The sequence below is a fragment of the uncultured Photobacterium sp. genome (assembly GCF_947039875.1).
Lineage (GTDB): Bacteria > Pseudomonadota > Gammaproteobacteria > Enterobacterales > Vibrionaceae > Photobacterium.
This window is the reverse complement of the sequence record NZ_CAMRAN010000009.1, coordinates 49,091-70,269: the sequence shown is the minus strand read 5'-3', so window position 1 is coordinate 70,269 and position 21,179 is coordinate 49,091. Positions and strand designations below refer to the sequence as shown.

General features: G+C 35.8%; 19 protein-coding genes. 3 read left to right on the top strand and 16 right to left on the bottom strand.

The window, feature by feature from the left end; genetic code table 11:
- Positions 1 to 99: 99 nt before the first annotated feature.
- On the top strand, positions 100 to 1,398 hold the full coding sequence (locus tag Q0V26_RS05250; protein ID WP_080156067.1) for a DEAD/DEAH box helicase: 1,299 nt from the start codon (positions 100 to 102) through the stop codon (positions 1,396 to 1,398).
- Between the two features lie 123 nt (positions 1,399 to 1,521).
- Here Q0V26_RS05250 and Q0V26_RS05245 read toward each other — a convergent pair whose 3' ends face one another.
- Both Q0V26_RS05245 and Q0V26_RS05240 read right to left on the bottom strand, forming a co-directional pair.
- A complete protein-coding gene (locus Q0V26_RS05245) occupies positions 1,522 to 2,541 on the bottom strand; it encodes an HAD family hydrolase (protein WP_297478812.1) in 1,020 nt (339 codons plus the stop codon).
- A gap of 89 nt (positions 2,542 to 2,630) precedes the next feature.
- Positions 2,631 to 4,481, bottom strand: a complete 1,851-nt coding sequence (locus Q0V26_RS05240) for a beta-ketoacyl synthase (protein ID WP_297478809.1) — start codon at positions 4,479 to 4,481, stop codon at positions 2,631 to 2,633.
- 164 nt (positions 4,482 to 4,645) lie between these two features.
- On the opposite strand from Q0V26_RS05240, the gene Q0V26_RS05235 reads away from it, so the two are divergent.
- Positions 4,646 to 5,626: a helix-turn-helix domain-containing protein gene (locus Q0V26_RS05235; RefSeq protein ID WP_297478806.1), complete on the top strand. Its 981-nt coding sequence runs from the start codon at positions 4,646 to 4,648 to the stop codon at positions 5,624 to 5,626.
- Between the two features lie 83 nt (positions 5,627 to 5,709).
- On the opposite strand, the gene Q0V26_RS05230 is transcribed toward Q0V26_RS05235, so the two are convergent.
- Both Q0V26_RS05230 and Q0V26_RS05225 read right to left on the bottom strand, forming a co-directional pair.
- The gene (locus tag Q0V26_RS05230) at positions 5,710 to 5,991 is read right to left on the bottom strand and encodes a hypothetical protein (RefSeq protein ID WP_297478803.1); all 282 of its coding nucleotides are present in this window, start codon (positions 5,989 to 5,991) and stop codon (positions 5,710 to 5,712) included.
- A gap of 262 nt (positions 5,992 to 6,253) precedes the next feature.
- Positions 6,254 to 6,868, bottom strand: a complete 615-nt coding sequence (locus Q0V26_RS05225; RefSeq protein ID WP_297478800.1) for a histidine phosphatase family protein — start codon at positions 6,866 to 6,868, stop codon at positions 6,254 to 6,256.
- A gap of 442 nt (positions 6,869 to 7,310) precedes the next feature.
- Between Q0V26_RS05225 and Q0V26_RS05220 the strand changes: the two genes are divergently transcribed.
- The gene (locus tag Q0V26_RS05220; protein ID WP_297478797.1) at positions 7,311 to 9,197 is read left to right on the top strand and encodes an FAD-dependent oxidoreductase; all 1,887 of its coding nucleotides are present in this window, start codon (positions 7,311 to 7,313) and stop codon (positions 9,195 to 9,197) included.
- Between the two features lie 134 nt (positions 9,198 to 9,331).
- Here the strand turns inward: Q0V26_RS05220 and Q0V26_RS05215 are convergent, their stop codons facing one another.
- From Q0V26_RS05215 to Q0V26_RS05160, 12 genes are all read right to left on the bottom strand, one after another.
- Positions 9,332 to 9,622, bottom strand: coding sequence for a putative quinol monooxygenase (locus Q0V26_RS05215; protein WP_297478794.1), 291 nt, complete (start codon positions 9,620 to 9,622; stop codon positions 9,332 to 9,334).
- A 3-nt stretch (positions 9,623 to 9,625) separates the two neighbouring features.
- Entirely contained in the window at positions 9,626 to 10,279 is a 654-nt protein-coding gene (gene nfsB, locus Q0V26_RS05210; RefSeq protein ID WP_297478791.1) for an oxygen-insensitive NAD(P)H nitroreductase, read from the bottom strand.
- Positions 10,280 to 10,409: 130 nt separating this feature from the next.
- The gene (locus tag Q0V26_RS05205; RefSeq protein WP_080156076.1) at positions 10,410 to 11,261 is read right to left on the bottom strand and encodes a patatin family protein; all 852 of its coding nucleotides are present in this window, start codon (positions 11,259 to 11,261) and stop codon (positions 10,410 to 10,412) included.
- A 378-nt stretch (positions 11,262 to 11,639) separates the two neighbouring features.
- A complete protein-coding gene (locus Q0V26_RS05200; RefSeq protein WP_297478788.1) occupies positions 11,640 to 12,029 on the bottom strand; it encodes a DUF2541 family protein in 390 nt (129 codons plus the stop codon).
- A gap of 410 nt (positions 12,030 to 12,439) precedes the next feature.
- Positions 12,440 to 12,691 (bottom strand): hypothetical protein, encoded by a 252-nt coding sequence (locus Q0V26_RS05195; protein ID WP_297478785.1) that lies wholly within the window; start codon positions 12,689 to 12,691, stop codon positions 12,440 to 12,442.
- 1,419 nt (positions 12,692 to 14,110) lie between these two features.
- Positions 14,111 to 14,353 carry a hypothetical protein gene (locus tag Q0V26_RS05190; RefSeq protein WP_297478783.1) on the bottom strand — a complete coding sequence of 81 codons (243 nt, stop codon included), beginning with the start codon at positions 14,351 to 14,353 and terminating at the stop codon, positions 14,111 to 14,113.
- A 128-nt stretch (positions 14,354 to 14,481) separates the two neighbouring features.
- A complete protein-coding gene (locus tag Q0V26_RS05185) occupies positions 14,482 to 15,717 on the bottom strand; it encodes a RidA family protein (protein WP_297478780.1) in 1,236 nt (411 codons plus the stop codon).
- A gap of 112 nt (positions 15,718 to 15,829) precedes the next feature.
- Positions 15,830 to 17,536, bottom strand: coding sequence for an urease subunit alpha (gene ureC, locus Q0V26_RS05180; RefSeq protein ID WP_297478777.1), 1,707 nt, complete (start codon positions 17,534 to 17,536; stop codon positions 15,830 to 15,832).
- Entirely contained in the window at positions 17,529 to 17,855 is a 327-nt protein-coding gene (ureB, locus tag Q0V26_RS05175; RefSeq protein WP_297478774.1) for an urease subunit beta, read from the bottom strand. The genes ureC and ureB overlap by 8 nt, the downstream gene beginning before the upstream one ends.
- A 9-nt stretch (positions 17,856 to 17,864) precedes the next feature.
- Complete coding sequence (gene ureA, locus Q0V26_RS05170; protein ID WP_080156093.1) at positions 17,865 to 18,167, bottom strand: urease subunit gamma; 303 nt, start codon at positions 18,165 to 18,167, stop codon at positions 17,865 to 17,867.
- A 639-nt stretch (positions 18,168 to 18,806) separates the two neighbouring features.
- The gene (locus Q0V26_RS05165) at positions 18,807 to 19,472 is read right to left on the bottom strand and encodes a YoaK family protein (protein ID WP_297478770.1); all 666 of its coding nucleotides are present in this window, start codon (positions 19,470 to 19,472) and stop codon (positions 18,807 to 18,809) included.
- A gap of 195 nt (positions 19,473 to 19,667) precedes the next feature.
- The gene (locus tag Q0V26_RS05160; protein WP_297478768.1) at positions 19,668 to 20,774 is read right to left on the bottom strand and encodes a polysaccharide deacetylase family protein; all 1,107 of its coding nucleotides are present in this window, start codon (positions 20,772 to 20,774) and stop codon (positions 19,668 to 19,670) included.
- Positions 20,775 to 21,179: the final 405 nt, after the last annotated feature.

Sequence of the window (21,179 nt, the reverse complement as noted above, 5' to 3'; positions counted from 1 at the left end):
AATACGCGGTCATTTTATTCGCGGATTACATTCATAAACTGACCATAATCATTAGTTTATGAATGTAATCGGCATAGGCCGACAGTTTAGGAACACAGCATGTCATTTTTATCTCAAGGTTTTTCTCCAGAGCTTGTTAAAGCATTAACCGATATTGGTTACGAGAAATTGACCCCAATTCAGCAAAAAGCGATTCCTCAAGCCCGACGTGGTGCTGACATTTTAGCATTAGCACAAACAGGAACAGGCAAAACAGCCGCCTTTGCCTTACCTATTATTCAAAAGTTGTTGGATAAACCAGCAACAAAAAGCCGTTTTAACGTTCGTGCATTAATCCTTGCACCAACGCGCGAACTCGCAGAACAAATCTCAGTTAACATCAACGATTACGCTAAATACACCAACATTAATTGTACGGCTGTTTTTGGTGGCAAAAAAATGGCAACACAAGAAAAACGCCTAGAACAAGGTGTTGATATTCTAGTTGCAACACCGGGTCGTTTAATTGAACACATGGAACAACATAACGTTTCATTAGCTAATCTAGAATGTTTAGTATTTGATGAAGCTGACCGTATGCTTGATATGGGCTTTATCGGTGCGATTCGCGTTATTCTAGAAGATATTCGTACTAAGCCACAAACTATGTTGTTCTCTGCGACATCTTCTGCACAAATGAACGCATTAGCAGCAGATATTCTTCGTAAACCGCAACGCATTACAGTTACACCAGAAAACAGTACTGCTTCTACAGTGGCTCACGTGGTATACCCTGTTGATGAAGATCGCAAACGTGAAATGCTATCTGAATTAATTGGTAAGAAAAACTGGCCACAAGTACTTGTATTTGTAAACTACAAAGAAACAGCTAACCAACTGGTTAAAGAACTAAAACTTGATGGTATTAAAGCGGTTCTTTGTCACGGTGACAAGGCACAAAGTGCTCGTCGTCGTGCATTAGAAGAGTTTAAAGAAGGTAAAGCTCGCGTAATGGTAGCAACAGAAGTTGCTGCTCGTGGTTTAGATATTCAAAACTTGCCTTATGTTGTTAACTACGACATGCCATTTTTGGCAGAAGACTATGTTCACCGTATTGGTCGTACTGGTCGTGCAGGACAAAAAGGTAATGCAATTTCATTTGTAAGCCGTGAAGAAGAACTAACATTAGTTCAAATCGAGCGTTTGATTAATCAACGCATTCACCGCGTACAATTAGAAGGTTACGAGCCTAAGAGCCGTGAAGCCTTAGTTGAGCGAATGAACACTAAAGCTGCTTACCGTGATCGTGCAGGTCGTCAAAACAACCCAACGCAAGATCAATCAGCCGCTGAACGTCGTGCACGTTTACGCAAAGCTATTAGCAGTAAAGCAACTAAGATCACTCGTTTAAAGAAGTAATCTAAACGAGACTAAACACGATAAAGCCGAGCTAAGATTACTCTCTTACTCGGCTTTTTATTGTTTATTCACTCGTGCATTTTAGCAAAAGCGCAAGCACTGCATCATCAAGGCATTATTTAGCTATAATGGGCGACGTTCCGCTTTAGTTGGAAAAATTCGACACCAATCATTTTTCATATCAACCACTTGCCATTTATGCTGCTTTGCTGCTTGCATGAGCTCTGGCGTAAATTTACCTTCAAAAGAATCAGCACCATATTGCCACTCACGTTCAGCATCGGTGTGATGGATCAACATCCCTAAGCTGGCGCCTTTTTGAGAGGTTGTCCATGAGAGCATTGCTTTATCACCCGTAGAGTTACCAACCGCTAGAATAGGACGCTTACCAATGATCGTCGCAATATTAATCGCCTTTTGTGGACCATCATCAATGTACACTAGCTTATCATTCTTAATTAATGAACCGTCTTTATAGGTATAACCGAACGCAGTACCAATCACATTTTCAGCAGGAATGTGATAAATAGCTTCACTCCACGGCTTTACAAACGCACCACCAGCACCGGTTACAATAAACACCTTAAACTGATGCGCATGGAGATAATCAATCAACTCTACCATCGGTTGATAAACAAGATCGGTATAAGGACGCTTAAATCGTGGTGATTGCGTTGTTGAAAGCCAATTTAAGACATCTTTATTATATTGTTCAGGTGTTAATCCTGCTTGTGATGTAGCAAGAATAGGCAGCAATGCCCCCCAACCTTTTGCAAAAATAGCTTTAGTGTCGTTATCTAATACCCACTTATACGGTGTTTCTGTTTTCCATTCAGGGTGTTGCACACTCTCATGCTTTATTTGACTAAAGGCAAACAAAAACTGCGTATAAGTTGGTTTTTCAGGCCACAAGGTTCCATCATTATCTAATACCGCAATACGAGCACTGGGTTTTACAAAATCAGGATTTCCAACGGTTGTCACTTCATTGACAAACTGCGTGATCACACTACGGCTAGCACTGGTGTTCCATAATGGCAGCACATCGCTATTATTTGAACATGTCGCACTATAAGCCGACGTTGATACAACAAGTAAACTGGCAACACCAATCCATATCGCTGCTATTTTTTTTCTAGTCACTAACCTATGATCCTTGTTGTTCATTTTCATCGTAATAAAAAGCAGGCCATAAATAACCTGCTTTTTTATTTTCTATTTCTTATTTGATTCTAGTTGTAATCTGCATAAGGATTAACATTACTTAATGCAATCACATGTTCAAACTCAGACAATTTAATCGCATCAGGTGTAATAGTAACTGAATGTTCATCCATTACCGCTTCACCAAACTGATACCGAATGGTTTCTTGTCCTTGGCATGCATTACTATCATTACGGGTTGTTACCGCTTTAACGGCCTGATTACGCACCTGATAAGCTACCATTGCATCAGTGCCATATTTCGCGGTTAACATTGCAAGTGTTTGTTGAGGAGATAACACAAGCCCTGAAGCATTATTACCACCAAAGCCTTTCGCATTAAGAATAACGGCTTTGTAAGCTTGGCCACAATCACCCGCAAAGGTGTGCTCAGTAAGAATATTCAGATTTGAACGATGAACATCATCAGCAACATGATCAATAGTATTAATCGCAGGTAACCAACCGTATTGCCACACACCTAATGAAGCCACAAGCTGATCGCCTGCTGCTGCACTCATTGAATGACCTACATATGATTTAATGGCTGCAACAGGCCAGCTTTCAATACCAAATGTTTTAGCAACTTCATTAAGAATATGACTTTCAGTCACGCGGTTTTGAGGAGTACCCGTGCCGTGTGCTTGGACAAATGTTTGTTTTACGCCCTCTTCACCAAGAATAGCTTTTGCCAATGCTGCCGCTTTCGCAACGGTGACATAGTTACCCACACCTGGCGCTGAAATTGACTTTTTATTCGCATCAGCATTTACAAATACATCAGCCACAGAGCCATAGATATTAGCTCCTAATTCAAGGGCCAATTCATCTTCCATTAACACCACAAATTGCGCTGATTCTGCCATGGTAAAGCCCGCATTTGACGAAAATGGACGACAAGCACGACGATTATCAACACTATCAGTGCCATCAAGCGCTTTTAATTGTTCATCTTCTGCCAGTGCACCCATCACACGGAAGCCTTCCATTATTTCTGGAACAACGGGTGCTTCTGCATTACCAACAATAACAACTTTTGCTTTGCCATGTTGAATATCATGCATACCTTGACGTAAATTATATAGGAACGTCGCACACGCCCCCATATTTGTGCCCGTTGCACCAATGCTATTAATCACATAACCATTAATAAAGTCAGCAGGCATTTGCGCTAATGATAATGCCATCATCTTAGAACTTACACGACCGCCAGTAAGATGCGCCGCAATCATACCACCCAATGAGTTATCATCAATTTGTGCTAAACCACTGCCAGCATAGACTGACACTTCATCAGGCTTGATATGGCGAAGCACATCATCCCATTCAAACCCTAACGAGTTAAGTGCATCAGAAGCACCATAGACAGTCAGCGCCAAACCTCGTGGATGGAAGCGAGAGTTATATAATTTGCTAGGATCAAAACCCGCTGGAATATTACCGCCACTAGAAACAGGAAAAGTAACACGCCCTTCAACTAATGCATCAAAATTACCATTCACAGTAATAACGGCTTTTGTACCTTGAATATCAACCTGCCAATTACTTGGAATATGATTAGGTAATTTCGATTTACGTAAAGTAAAGGTGATTTGATCATCGGCTGAATTGAGATTCGCTTTATATTGATAGAGCAAATTATCAGGATCAAAAGAATCAATACGGCGTACACAAGTACCCGCTTTAATTGCAGTAATAATATCTTCAGTAATCGCGCCATCATCACTCAACCCCATTCGATGAGCGAGATCTTGCCATGTTGATTGCATTGCGTCCTCAGATAGCACATCAGCAATCATCAGTTTGTAGTTATGAAAACCAGAGCTGCGACCTGCGGCATTAATGCCACCCAAACCAACAATTAGCGGTAACTTTGCCATTTTAATATCCTGAGATCGATTTAATACATCGTTGAAATCAGAATATCAGGATTAAGCTGTGATTCATTCTGCATTTATGCCAAAATCACTGACATTTCAGCCAGAAATGTGAAAACATTACAATGCTGTGTGTTTTATGCACAATTATAGTCAAAGGTGGAATAATGAAAGTGGGTTTTATACTTTTTCATAGGGCATTAATTACCGGTATTTCATTAAGTGCAGAAATGTTAACCAGTGCAGCTAGCCTTCGAGATCGTAAAACACAGCAACAATCTCCTTTTGAAATTAAACTCATTGCTTCTAGCCTTGAGTCTCCCACTCTTACCGCAAGTATTCGCATTCAACCTGATATTACCTTTGAAGATCCGTCTAATTTTGACATTATCATTGTGCCGCCTATGTGGGGAAATCCCATATCCTCGCTAACAAAACATCCTCAAATTCCTGCTTGGCTTATTAAGCAATACCATAATGGCGCCCAGATCATTGCAACAGGTACTGGCGTAACTTGGCTAGCAGAAACGGGGTTATTGAATAATCAAACGGCAACCACTCATTGGTATTTTTATGACAAGTTCTCTCAGCGTTACCCGCAAATAAAACTTAATCGTCGAGCCTCTATCACCTCAGCTAATGGGCTTTACTGTACTGAAAGTATTAACTCACAAACCGAGATGGTGCTTTATTTAATCTCTAAATATTTTGGACAAAAAATTGCTGACACGATTGAAACCCATTATGGCCATGAAATCAGTAAATCAGGACATCAACCTTTTTATGAAATTGGCGGTCAGGTGCAATTTGATGAATCTATTGCTCAAGCGCAAGATTGGATGCAGCGCTATATGTCACAACCATTAACCTCGAAACAAATTGCACAGCATTGTGAATTACCACTGCGTAGCTTTAATCGTAAATTTAAAGATCAAGTCGGCCAAGCCCCCCATCAATATCTGCGAAAAATAAGAATGGAAACAGCCAAAGAGTTATTGCGTGATTTTGGAATGTCATTGTCTGATGTTTCAGAACAGGTAGGCTATAAAGATCCGTATCATTTTTCTACACGGTTTCAAAAAGAGTTTAATATTACGCCATCGCAATACCGTAATATGGTTAAAGCCAAAGCCTATAACGTTCAATAACTGTCGCTGAGTAGACAAATAAAAACGCCTAGCAATAATAGCTAGGCGTTCTTAGTGTAATAAGTGTGCTTATATGACGTCGACTAAAACTTTCGGCTAGTCACATCTTCGCATTCACCATCAATTACATTTGCTGTCGCTTGACGTTGCTGACGGAAAACACTGTTCATGGTTTCATCTTGGCCAGCAAAGCCTTCTGTGAAATTATTTTCTTCGTATTGCATGCCTTCAGCTGCAAGTTTACGTTTAATAAATGGCTTCGCGATCATTGCCGCAATACCAAGAAACAATGCCATAATGGCAGCAAAAGAAACTGCAAATAAACCGACTACAACAGCAAAAAAACCAGTAAGTAAATTTCTCATGGACGCGCCTCTCTAAAATTATATCAATCAGGCCATTAGGTTATCCTAATGTTTATCTCATACCTGATAAGTCTGCTTATTCAAACATTTATTCAATACTTTTATTATCTATTTCAATAATAGCTTTCTATAAATGAACCACCAATGAACATAAGCATAAATTCGTTATCTAAACTGTGTTTTATTATACTTTATATGCAGAAATGAAAGATAATTTTTATTAATAGATAAAACGTTACTATGAGTTTGCTGTTATGGCTACTTAGACGGCAAAGGCAGCGACACTGTGGATATCACACTGAATACGACTGATTTTATCGTTAGCTAATAAGAAATAAGCATCTTGTGGTAAATCTTGAGAAAAAACTTCGTTGTAAGTCATGCCGACATAAACACCACGAAATACAGCACCTGTTAGCCCATGAGAAACAACAATGACATTTTCTGGCACTGAAACATCAGCAAGAAAATCTTCAATACGATCTTTAACGGCATAATAAGACTCAGCATTTGGTGCCATTAAATACCAATCACGTTGTTCACAAAGACGTGGCTGTGTTGCTTTAATATCAGGAATATATGCTTGTTCCCAATCACCTAAACAAAATTCTTGTAAACGTGCATCTTGTACAATCTCACTTACATCAATACCTATTTGTTCAGCAACGATTGCAGCAGTTTGCATCGCACGGCCTAATGAGCTGGAATATATTGTCCATTGACGCTTATTTGCTATTTTTTTTTCTAGAGATAAACCAATCGCAGCAGCTTGATGTTGCCCCAAGTCTGTTAAGTTAGAATTACAATGTCCTTGTAAGCGCTGTTGTGCATTAAAAACTGTTTGACCATGACGTAATAAAAATATGCTTTTTGACATTGTGCCCCCTTGCGTGAGCTTTAGGTTATACCATCAAAGCATTCCCAACAATAACAAACCTAAAAACAAACAGTAATAATTCAGATTTCTTATGATTAGCCCTTAAGTTTATTACAAATAAAATTCCCATAAAAACATCACATAGCAAACGATTACCTATTTTAATTGATTGATTTTAAATGTAAAAAATAAAAACATAACCGACAATAGCTCTCTTTATACCTCCAAGGCATCATGCTATGATGCCGTCCCTATTTAGCCAACGAACATATAACAGACAATTTAATACGTCTAACCTCTGCTTTGTTATAAGCAATGCGCATCTTTGGCTTATACGGATATAGCCTTTAAGTAATTCATAAAATAATTAAAAATCACTGAGAAACACTAACGATATCAATACAACTTTGTTCTCAGTCGATAACAAGAATAGAGACTATTAATGGTAAATATCATTATTGACGGTAACACATTCAAGGTAAGTCAAGGTCTAACCTTGCTCAAAGCTGCTGAAGAATGTGGTATTACTATCCCATCACTATGTCATATTGACGGTTTTCATCACAACTGTGACCTATGCGATGTTGAAATAGAACACCACGGCACAGTTAAAGCGTGTCGTATTCATCCGACTGAAGGCATGGTAGTTACCACAACATCGACCGCATTAATTCAACGTCGTAAACACGCGCTGGAACAGATTTTATCCGCACCCAATATCAGTTGCAGTGTTCCTCCTTGCCAAATTGCTTGCCCAGCAGATGTTGATATTCAATCTTATCTCTATTTTATTGCAACCAATCAACCTCAAAAAGCCATTGAAGTCATCAAAAAAACACTACCAATGCCATTGTCTATTGGTCGTGTATGCCCTGCTTTTTGTGAAGCGAAATGTCAGCGTAAATTGGTAGATGGTTCGATTGCGATTCGACAAATAAAACGCTATGCCGCTGACATTGATTTGGCGTCATTACATGCTTACACCCCAGTCCAAAAAACAGCTAAAGCACAACATATTGCTATTGTAGGTGCAGGCCCTGGCGGACTAAGTTGTGGTTACTTCTTAAGTAACGAAGGTTACAACGTCACTGTTTTTGAGTCTATGCCTCAAGCTGGCGGTTGGTTACGCTATGGCATTCCAGAATACCGCTTACCTAAAGCTATTTTAGATCAAGAAATTGACATCATGTGCCGTAATGGTATGACGATTGAAACCAATAAAAAGCTGGGGACGGATTTTACGTTATCATCATTACAACACAACTATGATGCCGTCTGTTTAGCGGTGGGGGCATCACTTGCAAGTGAAATGCATTATCAAGGTACCGATCTTAATGGTCATTATCTTGGCGTCGACTTTTTAAAAGATCAAATGCTTGATAAACACTATACCATTGGTAAAAAAGTAGCTGTTATCGGCGGCGGAAATACAGCGATTGACTGCGCACGAACAGCCTTACGTTTAGGAGCAGACACTACCCTTATTTATCGTCGTACCCGTGATGAAATGCCGGCTGAAGTTTATGAAATTGAAGAAGCAGAACACGAAGGGGTTAAATTCCTATTTTTGACTAATCCAGTGGAAAATATTGCTGATGACAATGGTCATATTTGCCAAGTGAAATTAGAAACTATGGCGTTAGGTGAACCGGATGCTTCTGGACGTTGTTCTCCTAAAGCGACGGGTGAATATATCTATGCTGAATTTGATACAGTAATAGCGGCTGTATCACAAAAAACCAATACTGACTTTTTAGCTAACGAAACCACTGAGCTACCAATGAGTCGTTGGAATACGCTCAATACCGACGAGCAAACTATGTATTCAGGCGTTGATAACATCTTTGGTATTGGTGATTTTCGTCGCGGCCCAGCCACTGCAATCGAAGCCATCGCAGATGGCCGTAAAGCAGCTCAAGCAATCGATGTGCAATTTGGTGGCAACATGGAAAAACTCTACACTGAGTCATTCCGTGAGCGCAATGTGGCACGTGGGCATTTAATTCGCCCTGATCATGTCAATAAACTTAAAAATATTATGCGCTCATTACTTGTAGATAATAACTCAACAGATATTGAAGCTCAGCTTGAACATGCCTTAACATACGTTATGCGTAATCAGATGTCAGAGCTGCACGTAAACGCACGTCATTTAAGTTTTAATGAAGTTGAAAAAGGCTATAGCCACCAAGCGGCAATAAATGAAGCAAAACGTTGTTTAAGTTGTGGTTGTCATGATGGTAATGACTGTAAATTGCGTCATTACGCGACCGATTATCATGTCGATAAGCAATTGTTCATCAGTGGATTACGTCCAATAATAGCTTAATAATAGTTAGTCATAACAAATTTTTAGTGATAAAAAAGCCACTGCTAGTGTTTGTTGTAACTGCAAACACAGATAGTGGCTTTTATTTAAGCTAAATTAACCAAACACAGATAGTGGCTTTTATTTAAGCTAAATTAACCAACCAAATTCATTGGATGTAATTTCACGTATTCAAATAATTTGTATTCTTCAGCTGTTGTTAAAAAATTCATAAAATGGGCACTTGCTAAATGCTCATCAAGATGTGCTTGAGAAAACCACACTTCTTGCATTACAAATAAACCATCGACGTTTTGATCAGCGAACAACTGGTAGCTCTCACAACCTTTTTCTAAATGCGTCGGTGCAATTAGCGACTCTAATAGTGCTTGTGCTTTTTCAATACAGTTTGGGTTTGCTTTAATTTCAGCTAATAAATAAATCATGGGTTAACACTCCGTAAAAATTTGTTCATCATGCCAGCGTGACTTAGGCACATTGGCATTAAAATCATCCGCACTATGGTAGCCAACAGGCACTACCACTAAACTAGTAAAACCTTGCGCGCTAAGATTAAACTCTTTATCTAAAATATCACAATCAAAACCTTCAATCGGCACCGCATCAATACCCATGGCTGCAACACCTAATAGCAGTGAACCAATATTCAAGTACACTTGTTTTTGCATCCATTGATCAGCATCACCTAAGGTTTTTCGATGTAAATCAACAAAGAAATTACGTCCATCAACCATGCGCTGTTTTGATTGTTCATTAGAGAAACGGCCATCTTGCTGTTCAGACGCTAATAAGTCATTTAGATAATCATCATCAATAGCTGTTTTTGAGCAAAAAACGAGCACATGTGAAGCGTCCAACATTTTAGGCTTATTGAAAACATAAGGGCCTTCAGCCGATTTTGCTATACGTTGCTTGGCATCATCGGTTGCTGCGACAATAACATGCCAAGGCTGTGAATTTACACTAGAAGCACTTAATCGAATCAACGCTTTAATTTGTTGTAATTGATCATCATTCAACTTACGAGAAGGATCAAAAACTTTGGTTGAATAACGCTTTTCCGCAGCATCAACAATGCTCATATTATTTTCCTAATACAGTATATTCTTTGAGTTCATACCATACTCTCTCATGGTAAAAAGGAAAACCTATCTAACTACCCGATTTTCCAAACTCATATTGAATATCAAATAACACTCCGTCACACATCAATTAACTTAATGCTTGCTCATCATTGATCATCTTAAACCCAGCTTGGCGACCCAACTCATATCCAGCGTTTAATTTATTTACATCACGTGTTAAACGTTTAATCAAAAAATCTTTATTTGGTACAATCGCAGTAATACGGCAATCAGCAGGTGGATTACGGATAAAATACAATGCTTTGTTATACCGTGATTCTTTTGTAAGAAATTCTTGCCCAAATACAGGTGTTGTTTTGAATATTTTACGTGTTAACCAAGGAACTTGATGGCTATGAACAAAATTAGCCTGTGCATGAGATAAAATAACCGTAATATCACGCGCGCCACGACGATAAGCTTCAATAACAGGAATAGGATCAGCAATACCACCATCACTCATGGCAATACCATCCACTTTGGGGAAGTTACGATAAACAATCGGTAATGCACATGTTGCTGTCATCAAACTTTGTAAGTTATCCCGCTTCACTTCAATATAGTCAGCATCGCCAGTAACAATATTGGTCGTTGTCGCAAATAAAGGGATACCTTGGCTTTCATATTTATCAATTTCTAATGGTAGATTATTAATACTTTCAGACCATAACCAATCAATATCGATAAGATTGCCGCCTTTAGCAAAACGAAAATAATTAATAAATGACTTACTACGCGCATACTCAGTGATGACTTGATAATTACGCTTATGGTTTTTACATAAGTAACCCATTAGCACCATTGATCCAGCAGACACACCAATCGTAAAATCAAATGGGTTATAATTTTTTTCAAGAAATGCGTCTAAAACACCCGTAGCAAAAATACCACGCATGGCACCACCTTCAACAACTAAAGCACGCTTAGGTGTATCAGTCATAAACATTTATCCTTATAAGTCATGAACCAATTAACATCTAATTGCATATGGAATTAGAATATCAATATAAGGCGAATATTACTGCATCGAATAGCAGAAAATGCCTCTTTTTATTGCGCCCTTAATTTTCATGGGTATATATCGACTAACAATAACAATAGTATATTTAGTCAGAATATACGCTATTTCAACTTATCAAAATAAAGTAAATGTTAATAATTATTACTCACATATAGTGATTGCACTGATAAAATACGCATCAATACACAGTGGGCTATTATAATTTAATCGATTATATCAGGCTTAAAACACCCAAATAAAACAACTCCATATTGTCTCATCCTTTATGATAAAGATAAGACATATGGTGTTTTCTAGTTAATCTTTTTGACGACCGTAAACTTTAACACCAGCACGCGTACCGTCAGAATTACCGTACACTTCTAGCTTCTTCACACAACGCTTGTATGAAAATTTACGCCAGCTCGTTTCTTGATTTTTCTTCAGATCACGATAGAAAGAAACATTACGCGTTTCACCATTTCGAAATGTTACTTTAATGCGCTCAAGGTGTAAGTTTCGTTCTGCTTTTACTTTTATCGCATCGGTATTACGACACACGACTAATGGAATTTTTGCGCCATGCTCACCATGTTTAAGTAAAATAGTACGACCAAGTGTAATCTGGTCATAAGCCTGCGCAGTTGATATGCTGCCAAAAAAACTTAACGCAACGAATAGATAAGGAGCCGCTTTTTTTATATTCATGATCTAATTAAATAAAGGAACGAGAAATAGCCGCTATCGTAGCGTAAATTCACAAAAAAACGAGTCAACAATTATAAATAAAATAAAATAACGATCACAGATTGTTATTATCAACACTCAATAATGCGTCAATATCAACAATAAAAAATAACCACTATATATTTTCATCATTAATTGAACATATAAAAAACAATAATCTCACTTATTTAACAAATTAAACGTATTTTTATCAATAAAAAATAGCGAGGACTATAATAAATAATTTGATAACTTAAGCAGTGCCTTATAACTAAAAAATCACGGTGATAATCACACCAACGCCTCACACGTTAATTAAGCAAACATAGCACTATAATACTCAGTACTAGATTTACATATCCTCGCCAATTAAATCATCTTTGCGCCATTAGTTAATTACGGTATAACGTGACAATGTTTTGAGATTTAAACTCAACGATATCACCTGTCACCAATCCAATTCCAACGCTAGCGTCAATGATCTCACCCTTTATGATCTCAGATAAAAAATCTATGATTTTTACTTTGATTTCCTTTCGATTTACACGTAGTTTAGCTATTTCTCCGATAGCAATAGGCTTATCTATATCGACAGGCGCATTACCAAAAAAAGATCGTGGACCATTTACATCATCCCATTGCATCGTCATTTCCTTATGATGAATACTTACAAACTTAACTTTATTTTAATTTAATTTAATCTTAATATCACATCATGTTAAAATCAGTTATATACCACAATACAAATCTAGTGATATATTATTATCTATTAATTGTTCAAGAGTATATTAAACAAAATCTAATCTGTGATTAATCCCACAAAATCACTCGCGTATTGAGCACAACCAAACCAGTTCAATAGAACATTCATCAGTAACATGCGTATGTTCTTTAATAAAAGATTGGTAACAACTACGATGATAGCAACTCTTCAGTTCCACGTAACTAGACTAAAATTCACTTTGCGAAAATATTCGTAGAAATATAACGAGATAAAGCAGGAAGGTTACCTAATTGATGGTTACTGTACACAACCGTACTCTTTCTTTTTATCTGACCATATAATCACTTTATTCTAACTACTTTTTTATTTTTAGTATGAACTTTAACCATAAGTATGATTTTTCGCTATTTTTATTTTATCTTTTAATATTTATTTTTTATGAATTATTTAGATATTTGCGTGTATTTTTTCACTTATCATTACCTTATAAGTATTTTTTGAATTAATATCTAACTTAATATAAATTATTAATCATTTGGCTTCGTTTTCTTATTTGCAATAGATAGATAATTAGAATTACAATAAAAAAAACAATATCTTTATATCAAATCAATAAGAAATATTAACTATGTATTTTAAAGTCACAAATTTAAATAACACCTCAGATGTTGAACTTAAATTTAGTATTTTAAACAACTCTAATCTCATTGGGTTATCTGCATCTGAGCGCTATAATTGTATTCGGTTAGTTCTTGGCATTTTAGACTCATCAATACAAACAATAACAGACATTTCATTTGATAAAGCATCCATTTTTATCAAAAAAAACAAAATAATACATACTATAACTTATACTCAATTAACCAATAAACTTTGCTATTCTAGTAGTCAATATAATAATAACAATCACCCTGCAATTTTAAATTTTGTTGAATAAAAAGCAGTATGCCGATAACTATTGCATGAATAATTATCGGCATACTATTTTTTATTATTTAATACTATCAGTGATTTTCTATTTTCTCAGGATAATAATACTCACCATTATCATCATAAGCTTGACATTCAGAACAAATTGATACAGTTCTAAAAGACACGAAATCACACTCAAGACACTGAATAATTTGACTTTTACAATTCCAATACACGTCTTCATCGGCAGTTGTTGTACCAAACTGTTCAATTGACGCTAATATGTAATGATCTGTTATTTTTAGACACTCATTACATTTTATTTGATGCTTATTCTTATCACAGCTTATAACATTCGTATCATATATTATATTCATGTTTATATACTCTAGATACTTTTGTTTCTTTATTACTTACACAGGTAAATCTATTTTACATTTTGTTGTTTATCTAACCATCTTAAAATGGTTGAATGTGCAATTTGTATGTTTGCATTTGTCATTAGCCATCGCTGAAGTTCAGCAACACTCGCCCCGGCTTGATAAAGCTCTAACAATTCAAATTTAAACTTATCAAGTCTAGATACTCTATTAACCGATTTCCGATTACGAATTGCTTTCGTTTGCGCTTTCAGTGCTAATAACTCTGATGCTACATTAAAATCAGACATTAACTCTCCACTTATAATAACTGAATGGTTAAAAAATAATACGTAGTCCACAATATCGCCTCAAGAAAAGCATAATTTCTTTAACATAAGGCGAATTTTTAATATTTTAGTTTATATAACGCTCTATATTATTGCGGTGGTGTACTTTCACAATTCGAAACAATCACATCTATTTGAATTAGAGCATCCATTGGAATCGCTGATACCCCTATCACCGTTCTTGCAGGAAGCGCTTCTTTGAAAAATGATACATAGATTTCATCAACAAGCTCAATATCCAGCATATTTTTAAGCTGAATATTAACTTTCACAATATCATCCATAACATGATCAACACTTTCAATAATTGCTTTAATATTATTGAGGCATTGCTTTGTTTGCGCTTGTATATAACCATTAACAACCGTCAATGTTTCAGGATCTAATGGCAATTGGCCTGAAATATGATTGTAATGAGAAAATGCAACTGTATGCGAATAAGGCACAATTGGTGCATTTACACTATTACTCGCCTCGATAACAAGTAGACGGCTATCTTCAGGTAGTTGTGGCGGCGTACCATCACCATGCGATACAACAGTATCAATCTGTAATAGTGCGCCTGCTGGTAAATCCTCAACGACGATAAAAGTTCGTGCTGGAATATAATCACCAAAAAACGTATTACAAACATCATTGATAACATTAATATCGTTAATATTCTTAATATATATTGTTGTTTTCACCACATCATCAAGAACATGATCAATACTGTTTAATATCGTATTAATGTTATATAAACATTGCTTTACTTGCGCTTTAATATTACCCGTAATAATTTCATTCGTTTTAAAATCTATCGGTAATTGAGCTGACAAGTTATTATAATGAGAAAATGCAACTGTTTGCGTTGCCACCTTATCATTTGGTGCATTATCCGTATTTCTGGAGACTTTAATTAATGCGCAAGGTTGCTGTGGGGCCGTTCCCTCACCATTTGAAATTAACGCATCCATCTGTATTAATGCATCATTGTTAGGTAAAGATGCGACGACAGCGACAGTACGCGTCGGTAAAATATCATTGAAAAACGTTTTGTATACTTCATCTACTATCTTAATATTTGAAATATCTTTAACAAAAACATGAAGTTTAACCACATCACCCATAGTGTGATCAATCCGTTCAACAATAGCTTTGATGTTATTTAAGCATTGTGCTGTTTGCTCTTTTATACCACCAATAACTATTTTTCCCGTATTAGGATCTAACGGTAATTGAGCCGATATATTATTGTAATGAGAAAATGCAACACTTTGAGTTGAGACTGAATTTTTTGGTGCATTTTTCGTATTTCGTGAATTTTTTATAATATTATTTGCCATATTATATTTATCCTAAAATAGTTTATGTATTATTATTTATTTTCAATTATTTCATAAGGTATATAAGAAGAGCAGAGTATATAAAGTAAATATTTCCATTGATCACTTTCATCTAAAATAACATATAGTTTTGAGCTAATGGTAATTCATGCATTGGTTCACATTCTAAAAGCTCACCATTTGCCCACACACTAAACGTTTGAGGATCTACTTTAATTTCAGGCGTACAATGATTATGGATCATATCTTGTTTAGAGATATTACGAGTATTCTTAATGCCACTGATAATTTTCTGTAACTGCAACTTTTCAGGAAGCCCCGCATCAATCGCCGCTTGAGACATAAACGTAATCGACGTCTTCATTTTTGCTTTTCCATAAGCGGCATACATTGGACGATAATGAACGGGTTGTGGTGTAGGTAACGCACCATTTGGGTCCCCCATTTCGGCCATTACAACCATACCACCTTTAATAATCAATGACGGTTTTATTCCAAAAAAGCCAGGGTCCCAAAGCACAAGATCAGCAAGTTTTCCACATTCGACCGAACCCACATCATGAGATAAACCATGAGTAATAGCAGGGTTAATCGTATACTTTGCAATATAACGTTTGATCCTATTATTATCTGATTTACAAGAATCACCATCTAATGCACCGCGTTGAATTTTCATTTTATGCGCTGATTGCCAAGTTCGGCTAATAACTTCTGCAATTCGGCCCATAGCTTGAGAATCAGAGGTCATTAATGGAATCGCCCCCATATCATGCAAAATATCTTCAGCCATCATAGTACCCTTTCTGATTCGCGATAATGCAAAATCTAAATCTTCAGGTATTTTGGGGTCTAAATGATGACAAACCATGATTAAATCTAAGTGTTCATCAACGGTATTGATCGTATAAGGCATTGTAGGTGTAGATGATGACGGAATGATATTATTCACGCCACACGCTTTTAAAATATCAGGCGCATGACCACCACCAGCACCTTCAGCATGATAGGCATGTATAATGCGATCTTCTAGAACATCTACTGTATCTTCAAAAAAGCCACTTTCATTTAAGCTATCAGTATGTATCGCAATTTGAATATCATATTCTTCAGCTAGTTTTAAACTTGTATCAATCGTTGCGGGTGTACAGCCCCAATCTTCGTGTATTTTCAAACCAACAGCACCCGCTAAAATATGCTCTTTTAATGCTTCAGGCTCACTGCTATTCCCCTTACCTAATAAACCCACATTAATTGGAAGCTCATCAATAGCTTCAAGCATACGATGCATGTTCCACACACCTGGTGTCATGTTCGTTGCAAGACTACCTGCAACAGGGCCTGTACCGCCACCGATTAATGTTGTTAAGCCACTGGATAATGCTTCTTCTACCTGCTGCGGACAAATAAAATGAACATGTGTATCAACGCCACCGGCGGTAATTATTTGCCCTTCACCTGCAATAACTTCAGTATTAGGACCAATAACAATATCAATATTCGCCTGAATATCCGGATTACCTGATTTTCCTATACCGACAATTCGACCGTCTTTAATACCAATATCAGCTTTAACAATTCCCCAGTGATCAATAATAACCACATTGATAATGACAACATCAACACAATGCTCACTAGTGAGTTGACTCTGCCCCATGCCATCACGAATAACCTTACCACCACCAAACTTCATTTCTTCGCCATATTGCGTGAAGTCCTGCTCTATTTTCGCCCATAACTCAGTATCAGCTAATCGAATGCTGTCACCAACGGTTGGACCAAACATTGAAATATAATCATTTTTTTGAATAATATTAGTCATTTTTTTGTCCTGCTTTTTGTACAAACTTCCCTTGAAAACCTGTGATGTTTTTGGTTCCAGAAAATTCGACTAACTCTACATCCATTTTTTGTCCTGCCAGTACTCGGATTGACATTCCGGCTGCAATATTAAGGTGGTAGCCTTTTGTAATTTCACGGTTGAATTTCAGCGCATAGTTTGTTTCATAGAAATGATAATGTGAACCAATCTGAACAGTTCTATCACCACAATTTTCAATTGAAATAGTTATTGTATTTCTATTTTCATTAATACAAATTTCTTTTATTTGTTCATTACAAACAATTTCACCAGCAATCATTACGATCTCTTATTTAATTGGATTATGTATGGAGATTAATTTAGTGCCATCAGTACAAGTACATTCAACTTGAACATTTACAATAAGATTCTTAATTCCAGGACGAATATCATCTGCACTTAATAGTGTTGTACCATAATCCATTAATTCAGCTACAGTTTTACCTTCCCTTGCTCCTTCAACTATCATTCCTGAAATATAAGCAACGGCTTCCGGATAATTTAATTTTAGATTATTCTCTTTACGCATCTTAGCTAACAAAAATGCTGTAAATAACATGAGCTTATCTTTTTCTCTTGGAGTTAACTTCATTGATTTATAGTCTCAATATTTTTATTAATAATGAAAATTATTTTATGTTTATAAAATTAAAATCAAGCACTAATACTAATCCTGTTTAATATTATCACTGCTTAAGTATTTTATATCTCGCGTCAGAACTTCAAATAACAAGAACAGAAATCTATGCCCTCAAAACTTACAAACGTATTAATTCAACACTTATAATAATGACATAATTAATCGCGCATATTTTTACATCCACAGATATATTAACTAGTTATAAACTTAACTATATTAAATAATTAGAGGGTTTTTGATTACACTTAATATCAGGCTTAATTGTCCTTTCGCAAATAAATTACATCTTTCTTTAATATCTAGCAAGCAATATATATACACGAATAATTCCGTATTTTACATTATGAGCGTAAAGCTAAAAAATACGCTTTAATAATAAGGAAAACATTATAATTAGATCATTTTTATTCTTTTATATAATCAAAAATAATTTAATAATTAAATTATTCGCAAAATATTAACAGTAATAGTCACAAGGAGAATTAACAGACAAAAAAAATAATTTTAACTTTAAAAACATAATGTTAAACAAATAAAAAAGAGGTTAACTATAATAGAATTAAATATATAAGCATTAGCGTGCATAAAAACCTAATCTTTATTGGTTAACTCTTTTAGCCAAAAAAGTAGTCCTGCAATGCACAAACTTAATACGGTTGGTGCAACTAATGCGTAGCTTAGTGAAAAAGCCATCAATTGACTGCCAACAATCGCACCAATGAAAATGGACAGCCATAAGCAAAGCTGTTTTATAAAGACGTTTTTGTCACCTTGTCCCAATAATAACATTGCTAATTCTCGCCCAGTATTAGCGAGAAAGGCTGTTGCAAAGGTTAATGGCATCGCTTTGCTGATTGTGATCCTGAGTGCGATATTTTGTAACCCCATCGCAAAAGCCAGCACAAAGTTAGTTGCCATCGGTATGGTAATTTTTTCAATAAAAATAGTGCTACATAACAATATAGAAACAGTACTCATCACCAACCAACGATAGTTTTTTTTCTGCAGTACAGCAATCATTTCACCAACAGTGATCCCTGTAACAAACAGCAAAATCACACCTATATAAGCCATTGATTGACTATATTGATGGTTAGAAAGCAGCATCGCTACATGCGTTGTATTGCCACTCATAAAAGAGACAAATAAACCATTTTTAAGGTGAATAAAACCAATAGCATCAACAATACCCGCTAAAAACAACAACAAAAAAGGCATCGTCGCAAGAATTGCAGACTTAATTACTGATAGATTCAATGGCTTATAAGGTTTATGGTGATAACAATAAGCTAAGTATTACATTAATTTTAGATATTTGACATACAGCTAAGTAGTAACATGTAAAGAGGATAAATATTATGCTAGGAGTTGCCAATATTTTAATCGAAGGTATCAAAAAAATGGTGAGTACAAATATGTACACACCATAAGATCATAAAATAAGAAGTGGTCTTATTTACTCAAAAACATTTCAATTTGGTCATGGGTAAGATCAATACCTATCTTATAATAATCACTGATCTGACTTGCCGTTACAAAATAAGTGTTTGGATATGTTGATTTAACTTCATCAATAAATGCATTTAAGCCTGCAACTTCAGCAGGAATTGATAACGACTGACGATGCAAATAGATGCCAAAAGGTGGTCGTGACGCATCATTATAATGATTTAAGAAGTTTTCCATCCAAATATTTTTCGCTTCATCTGAAGTACAACTTTGATTACAAGCACCAAATACAGTATCCATAACATTTACAATTTTACCGTTAATGTATTTGTAGCCCATAAATAATTGATTACTTTTAGGCTGTGTCGCTACGGTATATTTAGGATAACCACCATCTTCCCAATTAAACTGCTCTTTTTGAGTAAAATCACAATGTACGTTATCCCAGCCACCCGCTGTTGATGTACAGTGGCGAACCCCCATTCTTGGTAACGTTTTCTCCGGAGGCGCTGACAGTGAAGAATCATAGTTAATATTTAGTTGATTCATTATTCCTTGTAAATGGCTTAATGAAACATTCTTATTTTCGCGATCCCAACCACTGCTATTTGTATCTAAAAATGGCGCTCTAAAGCCTTTGATTTTATCGCTAGGAACCCCTGATGCCACCAAGAAGTTATAATTATTTTTTAGCTCATTTTCAATTTGAACTTGTGTTAACGGCTCACCTTGATTTCCCGATGCAATAGCTGGATGAGAGTAAGTATGTAAAGCAAACTCATGTCCTTTTTTGTATAGATTATTGATAGATTTAGGATTACTCACGCATTGAGGATTACCCGTTGTTAACCCATCATCATTAACACAAACGATATCAAGCATGGATTCATCATATATCCACCCACCAGCTTGCTGCACAACATTGACATAAAATGTTACTGGAATAGAACTATTCAATTGAGCAACACTTTTTTCCATCTCCTGATTCACACCGTCATCAATACTAATAACAACAAATTGTGGCTTACTCGTATCAACTGATGCAAAAGTAGAGAATGAAACTGATGTTAATAAAAGACATGCTAAATGTTTGTTTTTAAAGCGGAACATAATGACCTTAAAAATATAAATAAAATTCGGGGGCATCATATATTAATATGCATCACGTTAAATATTATATATGTAATAGATTATGTCGATTAAGATTTATATGTAACATTTAGCATACTGATGGCGTTAAGTGTATGATTAAAATAATTATGTTATTTATTAACAAGTGTAACTGCTTTCATATCTAATACTAAAAAAGATACCAAACAAAGAAAAAAAGAAGAAAAAGAAGAAAAAGAACGGGACAGCCATATCTTTTAAATAGTTAAATCACTATAAATCCAAGTAATCACAAGATAAGAGTATTAGATAAAGCTTTAAAAATGAAAATATCTACTACACGACAATAAAAATACACGGTTTCCTGTATAGCAAGATCGCCAAATTCCACAATGAATAATTATT

Coding starts and splice junctions, on each gene's coding strand:
- Q0V26_RS05250 (WP_080156067.1), top strand. CDS start 100: ATGTCATTTTTATCTCAAGGTTTTTCTCCAGAGCTTGTTAAAGCATTA.
- Q0V26_RS05240 (WP_297478809.1), bottom strand. CDS start 4,481: ATGGCAAAGTTACCGCTAATTGTTGGTTTGGGTGGCATTAATGCCGCA.
- Q0V26_RS05235 (WP_297478806.1), top strand. CDS start 4,646: ATGAAAGTGGGTTTTATACTTTTTCATAGGGCATTAATTACCGGTATT.
- Q0V26_RS05230 (WP_297478803.1), bottom strand. CDS start 5,991: ATGAGAAATTTACTTACTGGTTTTTTTGCTGTTGTAGTCGGTTTATTT.
- Q0V26_RS05225 (WP_297478800.1), bottom strand. CDS start 6,868: ATGTCAAAAAGCATATTTTTATTACGTCATGGTCAAACAGTTTTTAAT.
- Q0V26_RS05220 (WP_297478797.1), top strand. CDS start 7,311: ATGGTAAATATCATTATTGACGGTAACACATTCAAGGTAAGTCAAGGT.
- Q0V26_RS05215 (WP_297478794.1), bottom strand. CDS start 9,622: ATGATTTATTTATTAGCTGAAATTAAAGCAAACCCAAACTGTATTGAA.
- nfsB (WP_297478791.1), bottom strand. CDS start 10,279: ATGAGCATTGTTGATGCTGCGGAAAAGCGTTATTCAACCAAAGTTTTT.
- Q0V26_RS05205 (WP_080156076.1), bottom strand. CDS start 11,261: ATGACTGATACACCTAAGCGTGCTTTAGTTGTTGAAGGTGGTGCCATG.
- Q0V26_RS05200 (WP_297478788.1), bottom strand. CDS start 12,029: ATGAATATAAAAAAAGCGGCTCCTTATCTATTCGTTGCGTTAAGTTTT.
- Q0V26_RS05195 (WP_297478785.1), bottom strand. CDS start 12,691: ATGCAATGGGATGATGTAAATGGTCCACGATCTTTTTTTGGTAATGCG.
- Q0V26_RS05190 (WP_297478783.1), bottom strand. CDS start 14,353: ATGTCTGATTTTAATGTAGCATCAGAGTTATTAGCACTGAAAGCGCAA.
- Q0V26_RS05185 (WP_297478780.1), bottom strand. CDS start 15,717: ATGGCAAATAATATTATAAAAAATTCACGAAATACGAAAAATGCACCA.
- ureC (WP_297478777.1), bottom strand. CDS start 17,536: ATGACTAATATTATTCAAAAAAATGATTATATTTCAATGTTTGGTCCA.
- ureB (WP_297478774.1), bottom strand. CDS start 17,855: ATGATTGCTGGTGAAATTGTTTGTAATGAACAAATAAAAGAAATTTGT.
- ureA (WP_080156093.1), bottom strand. CDS start 18,167: ATGAAGTTAACTCCAAGAGAAAAAGATAAGCTCATGTTATTTACAGCA.
- Q0V26_RS05160 (WP_297478768.1), bottom strand. CDS start 20,774: ATGTTCCGCTTTAAAAACAAACATTTAGCATGTCTTTTATTAACATCA.